Source organism: Geopsychrobacter electrodiphilus DSM 16401, from assembly GCF_000384395.1.
Taxonomy (GTDB): domain Bacteria; phylum Desulfobacterota; class Desulfuromonadia; order Desulfuromonadales; family Geopsychrobacteraceae; genus Geopsychrobacter; species Geopsychrobacter electrodiphilus.
This window is the reverse complement of sequence record NZ_ARWE01000001.1, coordinates 3109157-3128655: the sequence shown is the minus strand read 5'-3', so window position 1 is coordinate 3128655 and position 19499 is coordinate 3109157. Positions and strand designations below refer to the sequence as shown.

Sequence of the window (19499 nt, the reverse complement as noted above, 5' to 3'; positions counted from 1 at the left end):
CGCCTCTGGGGGAGTACGCCGAGAATGCTCTCTGGTGCTCAGTCGTGGGGGGCCATCGGCATGGGCACTTCTTCTTCAAAGACCTTTTTGGGGTCTTTATATTTTGCGAGGAGCTTCAACCTGTAGTTGTAAAGCGCCTTCATTTCTCTGATGTCCTGCATCACCTCGAAGGACCCATGCCAATGTGAATAGTCTGGGCTCCCCATCGCGGCGCCTTGTCTCATCCTTCTGCCTTCATGATGCCATGAATAGTAATACAGTTTAAAAAAGGTATCACTCCAGAGGTCCGCTTTAATTAGTCCCTTGGACTTGAGGTCTTGAAGCATTTGATCTGCCAGCGTGTTGTACTGATTGTAGAGGGTTACCTGCGCATCCGTTCTGGCGAAATAGTTATCGACGAATGTTGTCTGGTGGCAGGTGGAACAAACCTGCATCATGTCACTTCTTGCGGCTTCAGGTCCTTTGGGATTACCTGCTTTGGGATTACCGCGCGATAATTTTTTATCTTTATACCAATCCCAGCCTGCGGTTTCATCACCTTCGGTTCTTTTGAAACTTTTTGGAGCCCAGAGATTCCATTTAAGTTTTGTCGAAATGTTATGCGTCGGCTTAAGGCCGTTAATCCCACTCATATGACAGGTAAAGCAGGTCGGCCCTCTGAGGGTTTTTCCTGGAATTTGTTCTCCGGTAGAAAAATCATAATCTTCCGGGTTGGTCGCAAGAATATGGCCATGAACACTTGACTCAAAAATTTCGATATCCGGATGGTCCGGCCCGAGGTGACAACTGGCACAGGCTGCGGGTTGTCTTGCTTCGGCTGCGGAGAATTTATGCCGGCTATGGCAGGCGGTACAATTGCTGATTCCACCATCGGGATAATTCGAGCCCATCCCATCATTGGGCCAAACCTCTGAATTCGGGACTCCCTGCTGGTTGAGGGTAATCACCGCTCCGTGGCATTGGACGCAGGTATTTGCAACCGTCTCTGCCGCCAGTTTGGGATTGTCCTGATTGAGATTGAACTCAGGGTCGATTCCTTTGCCCATGTCCGTGTGGCCATTTAAGGAGGGGTTATCACCGCCCATCCCTTCATAGTTGTAGCTGAGTTTGGTCATCGCATAGCCGTGGGGGCTCTTATTCCCCGCAAGCCATTGAGAACCCGCTCTTGCATGTCCGGAATTCATGAATTGGGTGACTTCAGCGGCATGGCACTTCGCACAGGTGACTGATGAAACCGCCAACTGAATCTCCCAGTCATCCCCTTTTAAGGGATGTGATTTATAGGCCGTGGGATAATTTTTGGGCACCACATGGCAAGCGACACAGCCAACGCCGACGGTTGCATGTTTGGAATGTTCCCAGTCGGCGACAATCCCCTGATCCTGCTCCTTGTGACAGGACAGGCATTGTTCATTGGTCACCCCTTGTGCCTTGAAATTTTTAAGAATTTCAAAATTCTTATTGTCTTTCAAGCTGGCTGCGTTACAGGCAACCGTAAACCCCATTGCAATAAACCCAAGCAAAACAACCTTCATTACTTTTTTCATTCGATCTCCTTGATGTCGGCAACAACAGTCATGAGGCATGAAAAGCCGAAGCTCCCAATCCTCCCTAATAAGCTGAATTTATATTCAAACCCGGCGAATTTTTTTTGACAGTTTAGTCGAACCGGTCTGTGATTAAATTGACCTGAGTCAAAGAGGAGTAATTGTCTGGGAAAGGAACTCTTTCGGGGCTGATATGGAAAGTTCCCTTTTGAACTCGGGAACGTTGCCTGGACGGGCGCCGGGCCGTAGCGATTGGTCATTTTTTTTATGACACGGCCGACACCCTGAATCTGTTAAGCTTGTGTCTTACTTCAAGCAGGAGCATCCCATGGCGCGTAAAATCTTCATCGCCGCATCTGGTCAAAACGCCGGCAAAACCACGGTCAGCCTTTCTCTTTTACATCTGGCGCAAAAAAAATATAAACGGGTCGGATTTATGAAGCCGATCAGCCCGAAACCGATCCAGCTGCGCGGCTTGACGGTCGATAAGGATGCGGCGCTGATGTGTCAGGTCTTCGGTCTGGGGCGCGATCTATGCCATATGTCACCAGTCGTGATCGAAGGTGATTCAACGCGCAAATTTATTGACGGACAGCTCGATACCCGGGTCCTCGAGCAGAACATCCTGGATGCCTGTGCCGCCCTCGAAAAGCACTGTGATTTTATCATTATCGAAGGTGCCGGGCATCCCGGTGTCGGTTCGGTGGTCGGACTGTCTAATGCCCGTGTCGCGCGGATTTTGAATGCGTCGGTCCTGATGGTGACCGGCGGCGGGGTCGGGAACGTGATTGACTCGGTCCATCTGGATCGTGCCCTGTTCGAAAGAGAAGAGGTCGAGATCCGGGCGGTGCTGGTCAACAAGCTGATCCCGGAGAAACGTGACACGACCCTCGACTATCTGAGCCGCGCCTTTGTCCGGGAACCGTTCAGGCTGCTGGGGGGCTTCAATTATCAGCCGATCCTGGCCGATCCGACCCTGCGTCGGGTGGCGAATATCCTCAACCTCGAAATTCACGGTAACAAACGTGAATCGAAGCGGATCATCCATTTTCTGCAGATCGGCGCCCCCTCGACCCAACGGGTTACCGAACTGCTGCGCGACGACACCCTGCTGATCGTCACCAGCAGTCGCGATGAACTGTTGATCACCCTGGCGAACATGTACCAGATCCCAGAGCATCGGCATAAAATTGTCGGCCTGCTGATCCCCGGGGTGGCGAAGGTCAGCCCGATTGCCCAGCAGATCGTTGATCGGAGCAAGATCCCTTATATGCGCACGACCCAACACACGACAGGCGTTCTTTACCGGGCGATAACTGAAGATGTGTACAAATTGACTGCCGAGGATGTAGGGAAAATTGAGATGATCCGCTCTTTGGCTGAAACCCGTTTTGATTTTGACGAACTGGATCGTCTGTTCGATGGCGGCTGATTGATGGGCTGAGGGTTGAGCCCGTTTTTGAGCGCTTGCACGCTATGTAATTGTGAATTATAAATGAGTTTGTTGTAAGAAATAACAACTTTGCTGATTTGAAAGGATGCTTCTGATGTCAAAATGGGCCAATGTGGGTCAAGTTGATCGTGTGCTGCGCTTTGTTCTGGCTGCAGTTTTACTTGCGATCGGTGTGCTGGATAATCCGATTGTGTCGGGTGGAACAACCAAAATCATCATCGGGATCTTTGCCGTCGTGCCGCTGCTCACCGGCCTGTTCCGATACTGTCCGCTCTATACGCTGATCGGAATCAATACCTGCAGCAAGCAAAAATCCTGATCAGAGACTGATCGTGCGGTTACGACCCTGTTGTTTGGCCTGATATAAGGCCCGGTCAGCACGACCCATCAGGGTATCCGGGCTGTCACTCTCCGCAATGAAGGAGGCGATCCCCAGACTGATAGTACAGGCCATCTGCTGTTCACTGAAAGTGAACGGGTATTTTTCAACTGTCCGGCGTATGCGTTCCGCGACCTGTTGAGCGGTTTGTGGCTCGGTTTTCGGTAACACCAGGGTAAACTCCTCCCCGCCATAACGAGCCGCGATATCATACTCGCGCGTACAACTTTGCATCAGACCTCCCAGACTGCGCAAAACTTCATCACCAGCCTGATGTCCATATTGATCATTGATCGCTTTGAAGTTGTCGATATCGATCATGATGCAGGTCAGGGGCTCATGATTACGTTCGGCCTGGGCAACCGCAAGCTCCAGAGCATGCATCAGATAACGGCGATTATAGAGTTGGGTCAGGGTGTCCTGGACCACCAGCTCTTTGATCTTCTGGCGCATCGTTTCAAAGCTGGCCGCGAGCGATTTCACTTCCCGCCCGCCGCCACTTAAGGTCAGCGGGGTCTCGTAGTTGTAGGAGATAATATCCTGGGCTGCCTGATCGAGAATCCCCAGTGGTTTGGTGATCCGATACGCGATGATCAAAACGATCCAGATACTGGCCCAGCCCAGGACAATCAGCGCCGTAATGATGCGGTTTTTAAAAGCGATGGTGCTGTGGAACAGGTCGGTATTCGGTATAAGATAGCGAAATTGCAAGCCCATCAGGCTTTGGGTTGGAGCAAAGAGATGAAAATCTCGCCCACCGACAAAGTGTCCTTTTCCCGTCACTGGTTGATTCATAAATTCTGAGGCGGCGGCAGTTTGGGCCGGACTTTGCTGATCCAGCCGATCGATCGTCTGAAATATCTCTCCATCAAGCCAGATGCGCAACATCAACTGCTGTGTAGCAGCGCGTTGCGCAATCAACTTCTGTAATGCGGGTTTGTCACACCGCAAAATATACAGGTGGTCCGGCATCCCGGGTTTTCCCCAAGGCCAGAGCAGGTAGATCTGATCCTGATTGTGGAAAAAAGTCGGGCCACTGGTCGCGACATGAAGATTGCGCGCCTTGACCTGATACGCATTCAACATGTCAACGGGAGTTGAATCCTTGGGCCAGGGCAAAATTTGAACCAGGGTGAGCAGGGGCGTTTCGCCGCTTGGCGGGTCTGGAGAGTCCGCCGCACTGGTGTCGCCTAAACCGTCATCCCTGTCTCGCGGCGGGACAATGGTCTGATGGGGCAGGCTGTCGAGCAGGGCACGTTCAGTGGCACTTCTGATGGAGGCCAGTACGACTTCGGCGCGTAAACGAAAGATCTCCTCTTTATCGGCGATCTTGTCCTGCGCAAAGGTCAAGTAAGTGATCAGGCTGAACACCAAAATTGACAGAATCAGGGTGGTGCCAAACGCGGCGATCAGTTTTGCGCGTAGAGTCATCCTGGCTCCAGAAAATCGAATTTAATAGTTGTGACGATGGCTGTGTGCGGATTTAAACTGCAGGTGCAATGACGAAGCAGACTCATTCGACGCAATCTGACATTCGTAAACCCTTGCTAACAATAAAGCAACACAAACGTGCTTGGGAAGCAGTTTATCGCAGAGTTTGTTGTTCAATGCGTCCGAACCGCCAGGCGTAGACGATCAATGGCAGCATCAGCCCGCAGGCGCAGACATAAGGCAGTCGGTGATCCAGCTGGTACAGACTGGTCCCGACCAGCGGGCCCAGGACAAAACCTGCGGCCGGGCAGGCCGAGATCAGGCCGCCGACCGCACCCTGCTCATCGGCGCTGACCGAGAGCGAGGCCCCGGCGGTGAATCCGGGCGATACCATCCCCAGCCCCAAACCCAAAATTCCGAGAAACATGGCCAGGGCCGCGATACTGCCGGCAAACAGCAGCGCGGCATAACCGATCATCAACACCGGCAGCCCCAGATTCATCAGCCGGATCGGGTTGAGCTTTAAGCGTCCAACCAGAAAGGCCTGGGAGAAGAACGACATGCTCGCCGAAAACATCATCCCCATGCCGAGGGCCTGAGCCGTGGCCTTGCCGTCGAGCACGAAGCGATCCTGAAAGTAAAAGCCGATGGTCTGGCTGGTCATCGAGAAGGCGAAGAAGGTCAGAAAGCCGATCAGAATGTAGGGGAAGTAGCGTTTGTCAAACAGCTTCAGTTTCTGCAGGGTTGTTGAGCGGGGGGCTATTTGTGGGGGCTCTCGCAGAACCACGGCGATCAAAATGGTGCTGCACAGGGTGATTCCTGCGGCGACATAGAGCGGGGCCAGCAGCCCGAGAAAGGCGAGCAGCCCGCACATGGCCGGTCCCAGTATCGCGCCCAGGGTTCTGGCAGCGCCCAGGCGGCCCATCCCGGCGACCCGTTGTTCGGCGCTGGTTGTATCCGCAATATAGGCCGAGGCGGCGCTGGGGGCAGCCGACATCAGCGAGGCCATCAGTACACGCGAACCGATCGCCAGCAGATAGAGAGTCAGACCGCCCAGCAGCCCTTTGAGTCCGAAGAAAAAAACCGAGGCGAACAGGATGCAGCCGAAGGTATAGCCGAACAGGCCCAGAAGCAGCACCGGCTTGCGTCCCCAGCGATCACTGGTGCGTCCCCAGATCGGGCTGGTCAGGGTGAAGGCGAGAGAAGAGCAGGTTATAATCAGGCCGATCTGTACCTCCCCCAGTCCGACTTCACGGCCGAGTGGTGCCAGCAGGGCGAAGGTCATGGACTGGCCGATGCCGGTAGCGAGCACGCTGAACAGCACCAGGCGGGTGGATAGCTTAAACGGCGACGTTGTGGGAAGGGCGGAGATCATAGCCTGAAACAGTAGATTAACGTCGCCGCAGATGCAATGCGAAGTTGGAAATTACCGAAGGATGGTCCACAACCGGTGGGTAGAGCCGCTGAGGTTAACTGAGAGCTGGTTGATAGCTATACGCCGAGGACGGTTTTTCAGTCAGCTTTCGGTCCCTTCATCCCAGCAGAGTCCGAGGCTTAATTCAATCAATGCTTTCCCGCATGAGGCGGTTATAACATGTCAGGCGAAGTGGATGAAAAAATCTATTTATCAATGGTTTACTTGTTTTTTAATGTGAAGCGAGGTACGTTCTAAACAGTTATTTGAGGTGGTGCAATCTGGATATAGGTCTGCTGTCTGCTTTGACATCAGGCTTTTTTATTTTGTAACGACCAAAAGGGGGAGAATTAAGGATGGACGAAAAACAGAGTGTTGAAACGGTTCTTTCCATGGCGGGGCGGCGTAATCAAACAGTACGGATCAAGGTCGAAGACAGCAAGGGGAACCTTGATGTTTTTGAGGTTGAGCCGTATGGACGGAAACAAAAAGACGGTGGTCAGATGTTTTTCTGTCTGGATATTAAAAATCAAGAATACCGGAATATCGAGCTGTCCAGGATTCGCGAGGCTGAAATGACAAGGCGCCTTTTCAAACCCCGGTTCCCGGTCGACTTTTAAAGCATAGCCTGAACCATAGCTTCACCGAAGGCCGTCCTCATTCAGGGCGGCCTTCGGTGCTTGTGAACCGTATCCGGTTTAATTCTCTAAATGTCTGAATTAAGGGCGAAAAATCGTTTTGCTTCGCTTGATTTTAGTTTCGGGTTTCCTCTATAGTGGGCGTTCTGTTTGCGTCGCTGTAAAAACAGATAGTTAAAAAGTGTGCGGTCTTCATCTCGCGGGTTTTCTTGGCCGGACTTCTGGATGTGTTGATGCAGCAACAGCGCCTTGAGTTATTTTGAGAACGATAACGGGACGACCTCTTTCAGGGTAAGGGAAACGTTGTGCACGAACTCGGGATCACCCAGAGTATTGTCGAGATCGCCCTGCGTACGGCTACGGGACAGGCGGCGACAATCATTCATTCGGTTACCCTTGAAGTCGGCGCGCTGGCTGGCGTAGTCCCCGATGCCTTGCTGTTTTGTTATGAGGCCTGCAGCAAAGAGACCCTGCTCGAGGGGAGCCGTCTGATTATCGAAGAAATCCCGGCGCGGGCCCGTTGCCGTGATTGTGCGACCGATTACCCCCTGGTCGATTTGCTGACCTGCTGCCCCGCCTGTGGCAGTGCCGCCAGCGATCTGCTGTGTGGTGAAGATCTGCGTATCAAAGAAATGGAGATCGACTGACCATGTGTATCGACTGTGGTTGTGCCCCGACCGACCATCATCACCATCATGATGCTCCTCACTCGCATGAGGAGCACACCGTTCAGCGCCGCAAAACCATCAGCATCGAAGAAGATATTCTCGCCAAGAATAATCGCCTGGCCGCAGCGAACCGCACCCTGTTTGCTGACAAGGGGATTTTTACCCTCAATCTGGTCAGTTCTCCCGGTAGTGGCAAGACCAGCCTGCTTGAGATGACCTTGAGTGCTCTGAAAAACGAGATCAGCTTCGCGGTGCTCGAAGGGGATCAGCAGACCGCCAACGACGCCGACCGCATCGCCGCCACCGGTGTGCCGGTGCATCAGATCAACACTGGCGCCGGTTGTCATCTGGACGCTCACATGGTCGGCCACGGCCTGGAGCATTTCAACCTGGATGCGGTGCAGATGCTGATGATCGAAAATGTCGGCAATCTGGTCTGTCCGGCGGCCTTCGACCTGGGGGAAGATTTCAAGGTCTCCCTGCTGTCGGTGACAGAGGGTGAAGATAAACCACTCAAATACCCACAGATGTTCCGCGCCAGCGAGATCATGCTGATCAACAAGATCGATCTGCTCCCCTATGTCCGTTTCGATATCGCCAGATGTCGTGAGTACGCCGAACGCGTCCACCCCGGCATCAAGATTTTCGAGGTCTCCTGCTACAGTGGCGAAGGGCTTGATGAGTGGTATGCCTGGTTGGGAGAGCAGGTCAGCGCCAAAGGCTTAATGGTGAGGAGTAAGGGGTGAGGAGTGAGGAGAAAAACCAAGGAACCACGCCTTTAGGGTAGATTCCCTGCGCCTCACTTCTCCCGCCTCACACCTCTCGCTTTTATTTTACTGGAGTTAACTATGTGTCTGGCCGTACCGATGATGATTGCCGAAATTACCGAGGGGCTCGCCATTTGCGAGGTTGACGGGGTGCGCCGTGAGGCGAGCCTGATGATGCTGGAAGATGCGGCGGTCGGCGATTATGTGCTGATTCACGCCGGATTCGCCATCGAGAGGATTGACCCTGAAGAAGCGGAAAAAACCCTCGCCGTATTTCGTGAAGTTCTCGATGCGGGCGGTGGCGTTGAACTATGAAGTACAGCAGCGAATACCGTGATCCCCAACTGGCCAAGGCCCTGGTCGCGGCCATCGCCAGGAATGTTGAGGGCTTTGACGGTCAGATGACCCTGATGGAGGTCTGCGGCACCCACACCATGTCGATCTACCAGCATGGCATCCGCAGCCTGCTGCCGACGCAGGTCCGGCTGATCAGCGGGCCTGGTTGTCCGGTCTGCGTCACGCCGATCACTTATGTCGATCAGGCGGTCGCCTATGCCCGGCGTCCGGCCACAATTGTCGCCACCTTCGGCGATATGATCCGCGTCCCCGGCTCGACCAGTAATCTATTACGCGAGAAGGCAAAGGGTGCCGATGTGCGCATCGTCTATTCCCCCCTCGATGCGGTTGCGATCGCCGAAAAGAATCCAGACACAGCGGTGGTCTTTCTCGGGGTCGGTTTTGAAACCACGGCTCCAACCATCGGCGGCAGTCTGCTTGAAGTCGAAAGGCGCGGGCTGAGCAACTTTTTTGTACTCTGTGCCCACAAGACCATGCCCGCACCGATGATCGCCCTGACCAGCGACCCCGAGCTCAAAGTCGATGGTTATATCTGCCCGGCGCATGTCAGCGCGGTGATCGGTTCCGACGCTTACCGTCCGCTGGCCGAGCAGTATGGCATCCCCTGTGTGGTCACCGGCTTCGAGCCGGTCGATATGCTGCGTGGCATTCAGCTGCTGGTGAAGCAGGTGGTTGCCGGTGAGGCCAGGGTCGAATGCGAATACAGCCGCATCGTCAAACCGCAAGGGAACCTCAAGGCCCAGACGATTCTGGCGCGGGTCTTTGAACCCTGTGATGCGGAGTGGCGCGGCATCGGTTCTATCCCCGCCAGCGGGCTGCAGCTGCGCGCCGAATATCAAAAATTCAACGCCTTAAGCGCCTTGCCGGTCGAGGTCGAAGAGGCGAAAGAGCACCGGGGTTGCCTCTGCGGCGAAATCTTGAAGGGGAAGGTCACGCCGAAGCAGTGCCCGCTCTTCCGCGAGGCCTGCACCCCTGAACATCCGATCGGAGCGTGTATGGTGTCGTCAGAAGGCACCTGCTCTGCAGAGTATAAATACGGCGGCTGAAAATACTCCATCTGCTGCGTTCTCCTTAGCTTTGACGTTAAAACCTAACTGCCGCTACACCTCACTTCTCAGCTTTCGGACGCCTTGCATCTGGAGCCTTTTGAGCCGTCTTTTGCGATGGTTCAGTTTTGTTGGAATTTAATCAAGGAGCCTGCCAAGTGAAAAATGATATCATTCTGCTCGGTCATGGCAGCGGGGGCAAACTCAGCCATCAACTGCTCGACGAGTTGATCATCCCGATCCTCTCTCAGGTTGCGCAGTCCGAACAGAATGACGCGGCTGTGCTTGAAGGGATCACCTCCAGCCGTATCGCCTTTACCACCGACAGTTATGTGGTCGATCCGATCTTCTTCCCCGGCGGTAACATCGGCGATCTGGCGGTGAACGGTACGGTCAACGATCTGGCTATGAGTGGTGCGCGACCGCTGGCGTTGAGTGTGGGTTTAATCCTTGAAGAGGGGCTCAAATTTTCAGAGTTGCGAGAAATTTTGACGGCGATGAAGGCGGCGGCCGACAAGGCGCGGGTCAAAATTGTCACCGGCGATACCAAGGTCGTACCGCGCGGTAAGGGGGACAAAATCTTTATCAATACCTCGGGGGTCGGAGTCTTCGACCACGATCTGAAACCCGCCGGGAATGCCGCGAAGCGGGGAGACAAGGTCCTGATCAACGGCAGCATCGGCGACCACGGAATGGCGGTGCTGGCCAGTCGTGAAGGGCTTGATCTGCAATCAGAGATTGTGTCCGACAGCGCCCCCTTGAATGCCCTGGTCGCTAAGTTGTTAGCCGAATATGGCGCAGCTATTCACGTGCTGCGCGATCCGACCCGCGGAGGGGTAGCGACCACCCTCAAAGAGATCGCCCTGCAATCCGGGGTTGATATCTGTCTAAATGAAACGACCCTGCCGGTGAATGCTACAGTCGCCGGAGCCTGCGCGATTTTGGGTCTGGATCCGTTGTTTGTCGCCAATGAAGGTAAACTTCTGGTGCTGGTCGCGGCCGAAGTGGCAGACGCTGTGCTCGTAACTATGCAGGGGTGTGAGTTCGGCGAGCAGGCGGCGATCATCGGCGAAGTGACGGATGTTTCAGGCGGGCGGGTGATGATGCGCACGGCGATAGGTGGCCTGAGGGCGATTGAGATGCTGGCCGGCGAACAGTTGCCGCGTATCTGCTGACAGCATACAACCCTCAAGGTAACCGATAATAGCCTCGTTCTGCACTCAGGGCGGGCCATTGTCGGTTCGGGTATTCAGGGCTGCCAGAGAAAGCCGGGTTTTGGCATCCACCCGTTTCTGCTTATGGGTCTTGTCGTCCTCGGCCAGAGCGGCAAACATCTTCTTTAGATTTTCATCCCTGAACTCCATACTGCTGCCAATATGGGTTGTACAAAACTCCTGCTCAAGTTCAACCCCCATCTCAAGTGCCTGTCTGGTGTCGAGCTGTTGCTGGGTGGCTAGCTCAAGCAGAAGTTTGACCCGAGAAAGCAATTCATTGACCGGCGCAAGGTCAAAACGTTTGTCGACCAGCGCTGTCCCAGCCGGAAACCGCAAGGCAAAACGCAACTGCATGGCGTGAGCATCCTCGTCATTAGCCAGGTTTTCGAGGATCACCCTGAGCTCTCCTGGCAGGTTGGAGGATTTGTTTCAGGGGGTGTGCAGGTGGCGGGGTGTGAAGTGAAGATAAAAAAAGCCCGGTGACGGAGGGGGGGGGTCACCGGGCTTCAGGACACTCGAGGCGTCCATTGAGTGAAAATATCGGACATCTGCTTAATCAAGTCAAGAATTAATTTGTTAAATCTGAAATTTTTTGAGGGGGGCGCAGGAAAGGTTTTTATCGGTGAAAAGCCCGACAGCGGAGGGGGAGGTGCTGCCGGGCTTTTTCCAGACCAGAGGCCTGACGGGGAGGTATAATACTGAGTATATTTTTTATGTCAATCACTTGATAAATCCCCGGGAGTTGCGTTGGCATTAAAGATAGGTTACTGTCAGAGTAACATTTGGCAGGGGAGGTCTACATGCTGGTTCGCGTGATGTATGACGATGGTCGTTTTGATATGGTCCGCAACGATATGCTCGATATTCTGGTCGCAAATATGAAAGTCAGAAAGATTCGACGTGCAACGGGCTGGATTGACGTCGACCGTGCCCAGATCCGTCAAAGTTTGGGCAAGCCCTGGGGAGGCGAAGAGCGCCGCGCACCCTGGCCGAAGCTGCGGGCTTAGTTCCCCTTAACGTTTCAGGTGATTGTGCTTTGCGGTTGTTGATGCCTCTAGTATTTACGCCCGCGGATTCAAGGTATTTTCGTGTCAAAGTCCCTTCCTGAATAACCTCAAGATCCACTCAGACAAATTCAAAGCAGCACCTTATTGAACCATTCTTCGCGTTTTGCCAAGCCGAATCTCTGGATTCGAGCTGAACGTTGAGCCTTTTATTGTGTTGAGCAGATCGAATCCTCAGGAATAAACCTCGGCTTTTTCACTGTGCGTTCTGGTCAGGACGGGTTCCCTTGGTGTTTGGCCATGGCGGGCCTTGTCGGTAATGGCCTGCAAGGATCAATGCCGGTATTTGCGGCCGCCGCCGGTGCTATATTCAGCATCGCTGTCCATGCCGTCCATGCTCCGGAGAAGAATGTCACTGTTCTCCATTTTGCCTCGGTGGTTATTCGGCATGGCACATTAATTTTTCAGCTTAGAGCAGACGCCCGGAGATTTGGCCGGGGTTAATATCCTCTTCCCCCGCCGTTATCATAGTTTCTAGCAGAGGTAAAAATAGGTTAGGCACAAGATGCCTAACCCCTTGATTTTATGGTGGAGCTGAAGAGGATCGAACTCTCGACCTACGCGTTGCGAACGCGTGACCTGTCCTGTGTGGGCTACTATCAATCATCTAAATACCCGAAATTTGGTGTTTTCTGAAAAATCGTACCACATAGATTTTGTATCTAATTGATCGGTGGTAGTCACTTTTTCGTCACTTTTAAAAATCCTTATGCTTTATCTGCGTACATTCTATTGCTGGGCATTTAGTATCGGTACGCGGTCTGAACCAACGCAGGACTCATGCCATGCTGAGTTTGACACATCGACCTTATAGGCCATTCCTCTGGAAGCTGTACCATTTCATCATGGTTTGGGTTTTTCCTGACTAATTTACCAATCTCTTCCCCCCCCCCCGTTCGAAGTGTGCTGCTTAGATGGATTAAACATCTTACGAATGGCAGATTCCAAATTTCAGATATTAGGGTATGCAGTAATTTTAGGGGTCCTCAGTTTTTTGGCGCAGAAAATCTATTTAGCACAAAAGCCAAGACGTTTTACTACCAGTAAAAACTTACTATATCTGCAAATGTCCAGTCATACATATCCCACATTAGAGAAAAGGCCACCTGATCCTGTGATCAAGGTGGCCCTGAAGTTTATTATAGTGTTCTCCAAAAAATTTATAAAAATAGATGGGAATCGGTGCCTCCCGAATACGGTATATTCGCTTTACCTGAGACGACCGTAGTTTTACACATTTTCCATGCAGGCACATTCTATTGGCTGCTCCTGTCTTTTGCGGGCAATTTCTGCCCCCAAATCCCTTCCAAAAAGTTGAAAATACCGGTCCCCTTGCCCTTCCAGCTCGATACAGTCACATTCGGGCCTACAGGTTCTTCCTTCGTCAGCTTCGACGATACCAGGCCAATACCTATACCGCTGGACTCCGAAGTTGTGAATCCCTCCAGCGCCTGTTACTAACGCGACAAACTGAAGAACTTCCAGTGATGCTAGATTCGCACTGAAGGGAAAAACATTTTCATTGTTTTTGAGCCGGTGGTTTTCCCCCAAACCTTTCATATAGCTAGGGTCATCAAGTTGGCCGCTTTGCTCTAATGCCACATCAGAAGGATTGTAGGTTCCAAGGCATTCCATGCAAGGGCGACCAGGGGCTACCGTTTGGAGCTGCCAGTCGACGCCGCTGAACACTCCATTCTTAAAGCGCACCTCTATCCCGCCATCTATAACTGGAATTAGGTGGCTGTATGCCATATGGTTGAGAATGTGACGTGCTCGGGGACGATCAACGCAACTGAAAAGAACATCGCAATCCAGGGCAGCGCGGTAGCCTTCTTCTTCTGCTAGACTACAGGACACAGACAGGATTTCCACACGACTGGCAGTAGACGATCGCTTAATTTGGCGTTGGGCGATAGAAACTTTCTTCTTACCGAGATCGGTTGCTGTTGCTCCTAGAAGTCTATCTAAATTGTGTCCCTGGATCTCGTCAAAGTCAATCAAGCTAAAGCGTTCTGCTCCCATGCGAGCAAGGGTTTCTGCGACAATGCTTCCCACACTGCCAAGGCCGACGATTCCGACTCTAAGCCGAGCGAGGTTGGCATGGTTTTCCTTGCCCCAGACGGTCACAGTCCTTTTAAATAACTCGCTATATTCCGGTTTCGGCACAAGTGAGTCGTTAAAATCTGCTTTGAGGCCTTGGCCGACGGTTCGTACGGAATGGCACCAGTTCCCCTGGTACTTGCGACCTTCAACCTGTTTCCACATGCGTGCACTCCATATGCCATCAGATCCGACAGTCATTCCGACCAGTGGGAGATTGGTAATCGCATCGACAGCACTTGCCATTTTGTTTTCAGCAACAATGTCATCATGGCTCATGCCCTGCCAACCAGTCGCTGGGTGACTGTGCAGAAAGGCAATCCCGCATTTCTTTTCTACGGCAAGGGTACAGATCCGTTCAAAGTAGTTTGGATTGAAGCTGGCATTGCCATGGATTTGCCGATCCCCTTCGCCTGGAAGGACAAGAGTATGAAGAAGAGCTGTAAACCTCTTCCCCCCTCTAGAAGGTGTCCATAAAGCAAAAACCAGATCCTCCTGAAGATCTGCGCGGATAAGAAAATTAGAGAGATGGACATGTGTCCTCTCGGCCATGGCCACTGAAGTTTCATGATTAAACATTTGCGAAAACCCCTTTTATTTGATTCATGAGGCGCCGGGCGGACTTCTCAGTACCGTTCCAGCCAAAGTTACGGCTCCAGTAACGCCATTCTGGTCCAAGTGGGCTGTCGGTAATGTTTCTTACACCTGGAATACTGTCTTTCTTATCGAGAAGTTGTGGATTTGTTTTTACGTGGATTGAAGGGGCAGCAGTGCGAGGAAAATCGGGTGTGGAAGGTATCCCCAAATCGATTATATGCCCTTGAAATCTGCCCATTTCAACTTCGTAGCCAGGTATCACGACATATGTGATTCCATTGGACTTCACCTCCTCAACACAGTGACCCAGATCAAGCAAATCTTTACGAAGTCTTTCCGGGCCGTAGGTTACATCCCCATTTGAGACTGTGGTGGGCCCATTGTGAAAAACGATGAATTTCATCCCGTTGGTCAAAGAAATCAAAACATTTAGATCAGGAAATTTCTGTCGATCGTTGCCCTTTCTGAGCGCTAAGGTCGTTTCATCGGGATCTTCTTTCGCAAAATCGTGGAGGATTTCTCGAACTGATAACTCAATTTTGTCAGTTTTGAACTTTTCTTTGTCGATAAAAAAAACAATTTCGTGGTCTTTCCCTTTTAGCTTTTCCATGACGGGTCCTTTCAAAAAAGTGTATTGGTGACAGCCGAGCGGAAGGCAACGGAGACACCCTGGTTATGTTTAAATTAACCAGCAGTTACTATTCTGTCAAGATTAAAATGTTGTCCCTAGGTTATTTTTTTCTTGACCGCCGTATCGGAGTGCTATAATTTACGTTCAAACAGGGGTTTACGCGAAATGGAGGTATGCTAAGAGATGATCGGCACGAGAATGAGAGCAAAAAGGTTAGAGATGAAGCTTAGCCAAAAAGCACTTGCCGAGATCATTGGTATCTCTCCTCCAGCTATTAACCGTTTAGAGAAAAATATTAAAGCACCTTCGGTTGACACGCTTACGAAGTTGGCAAAAGCCTTGGGCGTATCCACCGATTTTCTTTTGGGTTCTGGGGAAGAAGATGCTATTTTTGTCGACGATGAAATAAAAGATGCATTCCAAGAGTTCAAGCAGCTTTCACCTGACAACCGACAGCAAATATTGCAAAACATACATTTTCTAAAAACAAGATAAGCCATATGGGTCAATATGCGTATTGGGCTATATAGCCCAATATGTTCAATGGGGTGGGGATGATACATTACAAAGCTTATCGAAGAAATTTCGCGGATATTCAGGCAGACGTTGGTTGCTATATGCCTGACTTCGTCAGAGATGAACTTGATAAACACATATCAAACGAAATAAATGAAATAATTTTAGAATATCCATATGTAGATAAGGACTTCAGAGATACTTACTATAATGATTTTTCTAAAAGGTTTGAAAAGATATCTAGGGACTCTGTAAGGCTTCATCTTTTTTACGATAAGGACAATTCTTCACAAAATAACTATGCCGGTTTCCTAACTCTAAGAGATACAAAAGTATATACGATAGGTAGATCATATCTCTGTCCAAAAGCGCTGAAAGACTTCAGCGGAGGCTATTATTGCCTTGCAGAATATTCCGTATTGTTCAAAGGAAATGAACTAACAGTTTGGGCCTTTCCGTGGATGCAGCAAGATGGCAATGTTTCAATTTGTGCCCATATCGCTGCTTGGAGCGTGGTTAGATACTTCAGTCAAAAATACCCATTTTATCCAGAAAAAACTCTACACGAAATTACTGTTCACGACAGTCCAACACGGAGAATCCCCTCTAGGGGAGCGACGATAGAACAGATTGCCCAGATTTTACAAAAAAACAGATTTGACCCTGAAGTATATGTTCGTGAAATTTCTTCTGAGGATGCTATATATAAACCCGAAGAATTTAATAGGTTGATTTACACTTTTATTGAATCAGGAATCCCATACATCGCTGGATTGAGAGAAAAAAAGCATGCTGTGGCAATTGTTGGGCATGGTGAGTTATCAGATATTGACTCTGTTTTTAGTGAGGGGCAAGGAGTTGTAGATAGTTGTGACCTTGTTGAAAGCGTTATTCTGTCCGACGACAACCATCTTCCATACAGGAAGGCTTATAACTATGAGAATGATGGATACATCAAGCTTGAAGATATTGATGTATTAGTTGTCCCTTTCTACCAAAAAATGTATCTGGATGTGGACTTTTTATATGATAGACTTTTACCCTCCCTTGAGAAAAATCTTCTGAACCTTGAAGAAGGCAAAACATTAGTTAGGAGAGTTTTTATAACTTCCAGCAGGTCATTTAAAAAGTCCGTAAATGTATACTCTAAAGATGATATTTATAGAGAGATCCACACTCATTTGCAAATGCCCAAATTCATTTGGGTGGCAGAATATTCAACAATTGATGAATATAAAAAATGCCTGGTAAGCAATAGAATTATTTTTGATGCGACAATGCTTAAACATTACGAGGGCAACTTCATAAGTTTAAAAAGTGGTTCAGAGGTCAGCGTTAATCCGCATGGTGATGGAATTACTGGACCAGCCATTAAGCTAAAGGAGCAGGTAGAACCAATGTATAAAAATAATCTGAGGAGGCTTCAATGACTTTGTTGGAGAGATTAGGTCACGAAGAAGGTATTCTTGGGAAGTTTGAAAAGGTCAATGATCAGCGTCAGGATGCTTGGAATAATGGACTTTCTACTGTAAGGGAGGAATTAAAAAATGAATCTTCTTCTTACCTTGCCGAGGAAAGAACTCGCTGTGCAAAAATCGCAGAACTAAGTAGGACTAAAATGCTAGGGTAATATGAGATCTCCATTGTTTTGTGGCTGGCCTTTATTTGTGGGTAGCAGAACCTCACATGGCAAGGATATCGGCCTCAGTAGAGTAAAACAGAATCTCAAATTTCCTGCAAAACAAAAACGGCCACCCCATTTCTGAGGTGGCCGTTTTCATGTCTGGTTTATCGAGATTGCTAAAATCTCTGAAAGCCCCTCAGTCAGACAATGTCTGTCAGGTCAGATCTCGATTGTTACGATAAGGCTGTTTTAGAGTTGTGCTTTTGAGGCCAAAGATCAGGCGGCGATTCTTTCCAGCAATTGGGCCAACATTTTTTGAAGTTCCCTCATTTCAGATTTTATTTCTACCATGTTCAGTTTTATCTCCTCTGCACTTGATGCATCACTGACGGGAATCTCTGGTAGATATTCATCACTGTTTAGATCAATCCATCGAGCATCAGCGATGTTGACATCATTTACAACCCGCTCATTTGGTATCTTTAGCGCAATCCTTTTTCGAATGGCCTCTTCCAAACTCTTTTTGCTTTCCACATCACCATGATTGATAAGCACCTTTGCTGGTGTGCTTTGTTTGTAACCACCAAGGGAAAAAAGAGAATCCAGCAGCATATTTTGATCTGCATGGGCAGAATAAAATCCTGACATGTCTATGACTTCAGCTTTGCCCTCAGGTAACCTCTCAGGGTCAGAACATTGTATTGTCGCTCTTTCCATTAAAAATCTGCCAGGTGTGCCTGCCGATTGATAGCCTGTGAGAATGATGGTATTCGCTGGATCGTTGCCAAACCGTTCAAGATACTCTGCAACGGGGCCGGCACCACACATCCCCGCGCTTGCCACGATAACAGGGTATACCTCAAATTTTCGTTCCGATTTATTGATTTGCTTTTTCTGCTTATTGCAAACATTTTTTGGCTTTTGTTTAGATTCAGGATTGAAGAGTTTTATAAGATTACCGCAATTATAAAAACTGCCCTGAGCCTCAAATAAATCATTCATAAAGCTCTCAAATTTTGAGCATGAGTCATCGGAAGGAGGATCTTTTAAATACTTGTACTTCCCGTTTGGAGAACGCTGAAATAAGTTGTTTTTGTATGCTTCTGTCACCTTATATCCAAGGGGTGAGTCAACGCAGATCCTAAGAGGGTTCTCGTATTTCCCATCTACCAATTTCCCCATAAGATCAGCTTGGTCAGAACTTGCCCATCCCTCGGATAGCCACCAATGAAGATCCGCCAGAAGCTCTTGGGTACGGTGTAAAGAAAAAGCAGGGAGGATAACTTTCCCTTTCTTGTTGTAGACGGTATGAAGGATTGTGTCGGCTAGTCGTTTCCTTCGTGTTTCTGCACACTGAATTTCTGTTGACCTTATTCTGCTGCCGTACGTTGCTTCGGTCACAATGAAGTTGGTATTTGGGAAAGGGTTATGCCCTGCCTTCATCAGGGGAAGGTAAGGGTTCTCGTCACTTTGAGAACCAATATCTCCGCTGAAGAAAATATTTTTTTCGCTCTCCTTGTCAAAGTTCTCCTCAGCATCTTTTACCATCCAGGAAACAGAGATACAGCATGCGCCCAATATGTGGCTGCTTCTTAGGAACGAGAATCGAAGCCCTTCTGCCATTCTGATGACTCGTCCCCATTTAAATCCAAGGTCATCGTCGAGAATGCTCCAGTTGATTGATTCGATGAGTTTAATGTGATTGGGTGTCCCGTTGACCTTTGCTGAGTCGCGTAGCATGATTTCTGTCAACTCGCGGGTGGCACGTGTCGCATAAATCACGCCGCAAAAGTTTTCTTTCACGAGTTTAGGTATTAATCCGCAGTGATCAATGTGGGCATGTGTCAGCAGTACATACTTTATCTGCGACGGGTTGAACGGGAAGGGCTGATTGTTTTTCCATGCATCAAGAGTGCTTCCCTGGTTCATACCGCAGTCGACTAGAAACTGAGTGTCCGAATCGGTGTGATGTAGCCAGGTACATGAACCAGAAACGCCCTCAACCGCACCTACGAATTTTACTTTAAGCATATAAATCCCCTTTATGTTTTTT

The 19499-nt window shown here is 50.0% G+C and carries 20 protein-coding genes; 13 read left to right on the top strand and 7 right to left on the bottom strand.

Annotated elements, in window-relative coordinates:
- Positions 1-38 precede the first annotated feature (38 nt).
- A complete protein-coding gene (locus D888_RS0114810; protein ID WP_020677351.1) occupies positions 39-1547 on the bottom strand; it encodes a multiheme c-type cytochrome in 1509 nt (502 codons plus the stop codon).
- Between the two features lie 328 nt (positions 1548-1875).
- On the opposite strand from D888_RS0114810, the gene D888_RS0114805 reads away from it, so the two are divergent.
- Together D888_RS0114805 and D888_RS0114800 are read left to right on the top strand one after the other, a co-directional pair.
- Entirely contained in the window at positions 1876-2979 is a 1104-nt protein-coding gene (locus D888_RS0114805; RefSeq protein WP_020677350.1) for a phosphotransacetylase family protein, read from the top strand.
- A 115-nt stretch (positions 2980-3094) separates the two neighbouring features.
- The gene (locus D888_RS0114800) at positions 3095-3319 is read left to right on the top strand and encodes a YgaP family membrane protein (RefSeq protein WP_020677349.1); all 225 of its coding nucleotides are present in this window, start codon (positions 3095-3097) and stop codon (positions 3317-3319) included.
- Here D888_RS0114800 and D888_RS23290 read toward each other — a convergent pair whose 3' ends face one another.
- Both D888_RS23290 and D888_RS21865 read right to left on the bottom strand, forming a co-directional pair.
- Positions 3320-4810, bottom strand: coding sequence for a GGDEF domain-containing protein (locus tag D888_RS23290; protein WP_020677348.1), 1491 nt, complete (start codon positions 4808-4810; stop codon positions 3320-3322).
- Between the two features lie 154 nt (positions 4811-4964).
- Positions 4965-6185, bottom strand: coding sequence for an MFS transporter (locus tag D888_RS21865; RefSeq protein ID WP_020677347.1), 1221 nt, complete (start codon positions 6183-6185; stop codon positions 4965-4967).
- Positions 6186-6580: 395 nt separating this feature from the next.
- Here D888_RS21865 and D888_RS0114785 point away from each other — a divergent pair, with 395 nt between their 5' ends.
- The 6 genes from D888_RS0114785 to hypE all read left to right on the top strand — a co-directional run bounded on the left by D888_RS0114785 (position 6581) and on the right by hypE (position 10875).
- Entirely contained in the window at positions 6581-6844 is a 264-nt protein-coding gene (locus tag D888_RS0114785) for a WYL domain-containing protein (RefSeq protein WP_020677346.1), read from the top strand.
- 323 nt (positions 6845-7167) lie between these two features.
- Positions 7168-7509: a hydrogenase maturation nickel metallochaperone HypA gene (gene hypA, locus D888_RS0114780; RefSeq protein ID WP_020677345.1), complete on the top strand. Its 342-nt coding sequence runs from the start codon at positions 7168-7170 to the stop codon at positions 7507-7509.
- Between the two features lie 2 nt (positions 7510-7511).
- Positions 7512-8276, top strand: coding sequence for a hydrogenase nickel incorporation protein HypB (gene hypB, locus D888_RS21860; protein WP_020677344.1), 765 nt, complete (start codon positions 7512-7514; stop codon positions 8274-8276).
- A 102-nt stretch (positions 8277-8378) separates the two neighbouring features.
- Positions 8379-8612, top strand: coding sequence for a HypC/HybG/HupF family hydrogenase formation chaperone (locus D888_RS0114770; protein ID WP_020677343.1), 234 nt, complete (start codon positions 8379-8381; stop codon positions 8610-8612).
- Positions 8609-9700 carry a hydrogenase formation protein HypD gene (gene hypD / locus D888_RS0114765; RefSeq protein WP_020677342.1) on the top strand — a complete coding sequence of 364 codons (1092 nt, stop codon included), beginning with the start codon at positions 8609-8611 and terminating at the stop codon, positions 9698-9700. Before D888_RS0114770 ends, hypD begins: the two co-directional genes overlap by 4 nt.
- Positions 9701-9858: 158 nt before the next feature.
- Positions 9859-10875 (top strand): hydrogenase expression/formation protein HypE, encoded by a 1017-nt coding sequence (gene hypE / locus D888_RS0114760; protein WP_020677341.1) that lies wholly within the window; start codon positions 9859-9861, stop codon positions 10873-10875.
- 45 nt (positions 10876-10920) lie between these two features.
- Here hypE and D888_RS0114755 read toward each other — a convergent pair whose 3' ends face one another.
- On the bottom strand, positions 10921-11310 hold the full coding sequence (locus D888_RS0114755) for a hypothetical protein (protein ID WP_020677340.1): 390 nt from the start codon (positions 11308-11310) through the stop codon (positions 10921-10923).
- Positions 11311-11714: 404 nt separating this feature from the next.
- On the opposite strand from D888_RS0114755, the gene D888_RS0114745 reads away from it, so the two are divergent.
- Both D888_RS0114745 and D888_RS24095 read left to right on the top strand, forming a co-directional pair.
- A complete protein-coding gene (locus D888_RS0114745) occupies positions 11715-11921 on the top strand; it encodes a GSU3473 family protein (RefSeq protein ID WP_020677338.1) in 207 nt (68 codons plus the stop codon).
- 297 nt (positions 11922-12218) lie between these two features.
- Complete coding sequence (locus tag D888_RS24095; RefSeq protein ID WP_169513292.1) at positions 12219-12422, top strand: hypothetical protein; 204 nt, start codon at positions 12219-12221, stop codon at positions 12420-12422.
- A gap of 786 nt (positions 12423-13208) precedes the next feature.
- Here D888_RS24095 and D888_RS0114730 read toward each other — a convergent pair.
- Entirely contained in the window at positions 13209-14657 is a 1449-nt protein-coding gene (locus D888_RS0114730; protein WP_020677336.1) for a HesA/MoeB/ThiF family protein, read from the bottom strand.
- Positions 14650-15285, bottom strand: coding sequence for a hypothetical protein (locus D888_RS0114725; protein WP_020677335.1), 636 nt, complete (start codon positions 15283-15285; stop codon positions 14650-14652). Before D888_RS0114725 ends, D888_RS0114730 begins: the two co-directional genes overlap by 8 nt.
- Before the next feature lie 204 nt (positions 15286-15489).
- Between D888_RS0114725 and D888_RS21850 the strand changes: the two genes are divergently transcribed.
- From D888_RS21850 to D888_RS0114710, 3 genes are read left to right on the top strand one after another with little or no spacing between them, the layout of a single operon-like run.
- Positions 15490-15801 carry a helix-turn-helix domain-containing protein gene (locus D888_RS21850; protein WP_020677334.1) on the top strand — a complete coding sequence of 104 codons (312 nt, stop codon included), beginning with the start codon at positions 15490-15492 and terminating at the stop codon, positions 15799-15801.
- Positions 15802-15860: 59 nt separating this feature from the next.
- Entirely contained in the window at positions 15861-17252 is a 1392-nt protein-coding gene (locus D888_RS0114715; RefSeq protein WP_020677333.1) for a hypothetical protein, read from the top strand.
- On the top strand, positions 17249-17452 hold the full coding sequence (locus tag D888_RS0114710; protein WP_020677332.1) for a hypothetical protein: 204 nt from the start codon (positions 17249-17251) through the stop codon (positions 17450-17452). The genes D888_RS0114715 and D888_RS0114710 overlap by 4 nt, the downstream gene beginning before the upstream one ends.
- 270 nt (positions 17453-17722) lie before the next feature.
- Here the strand turns inward: D888_RS0114710 and D888_RS0114705 are convergent, their stop codons facing one another.
- Complete coding sequence (locus D888_RS0114705) at positions 17723-19477, bottom strand: MBL fold metallo-hydrolase (protein WP_020677331.1); 1755 nt, start codon at positions 19475-19477, stop codon at positions 17723-17725.
- Positions 19478-19499: the final 22 nt, after the last annotated feature.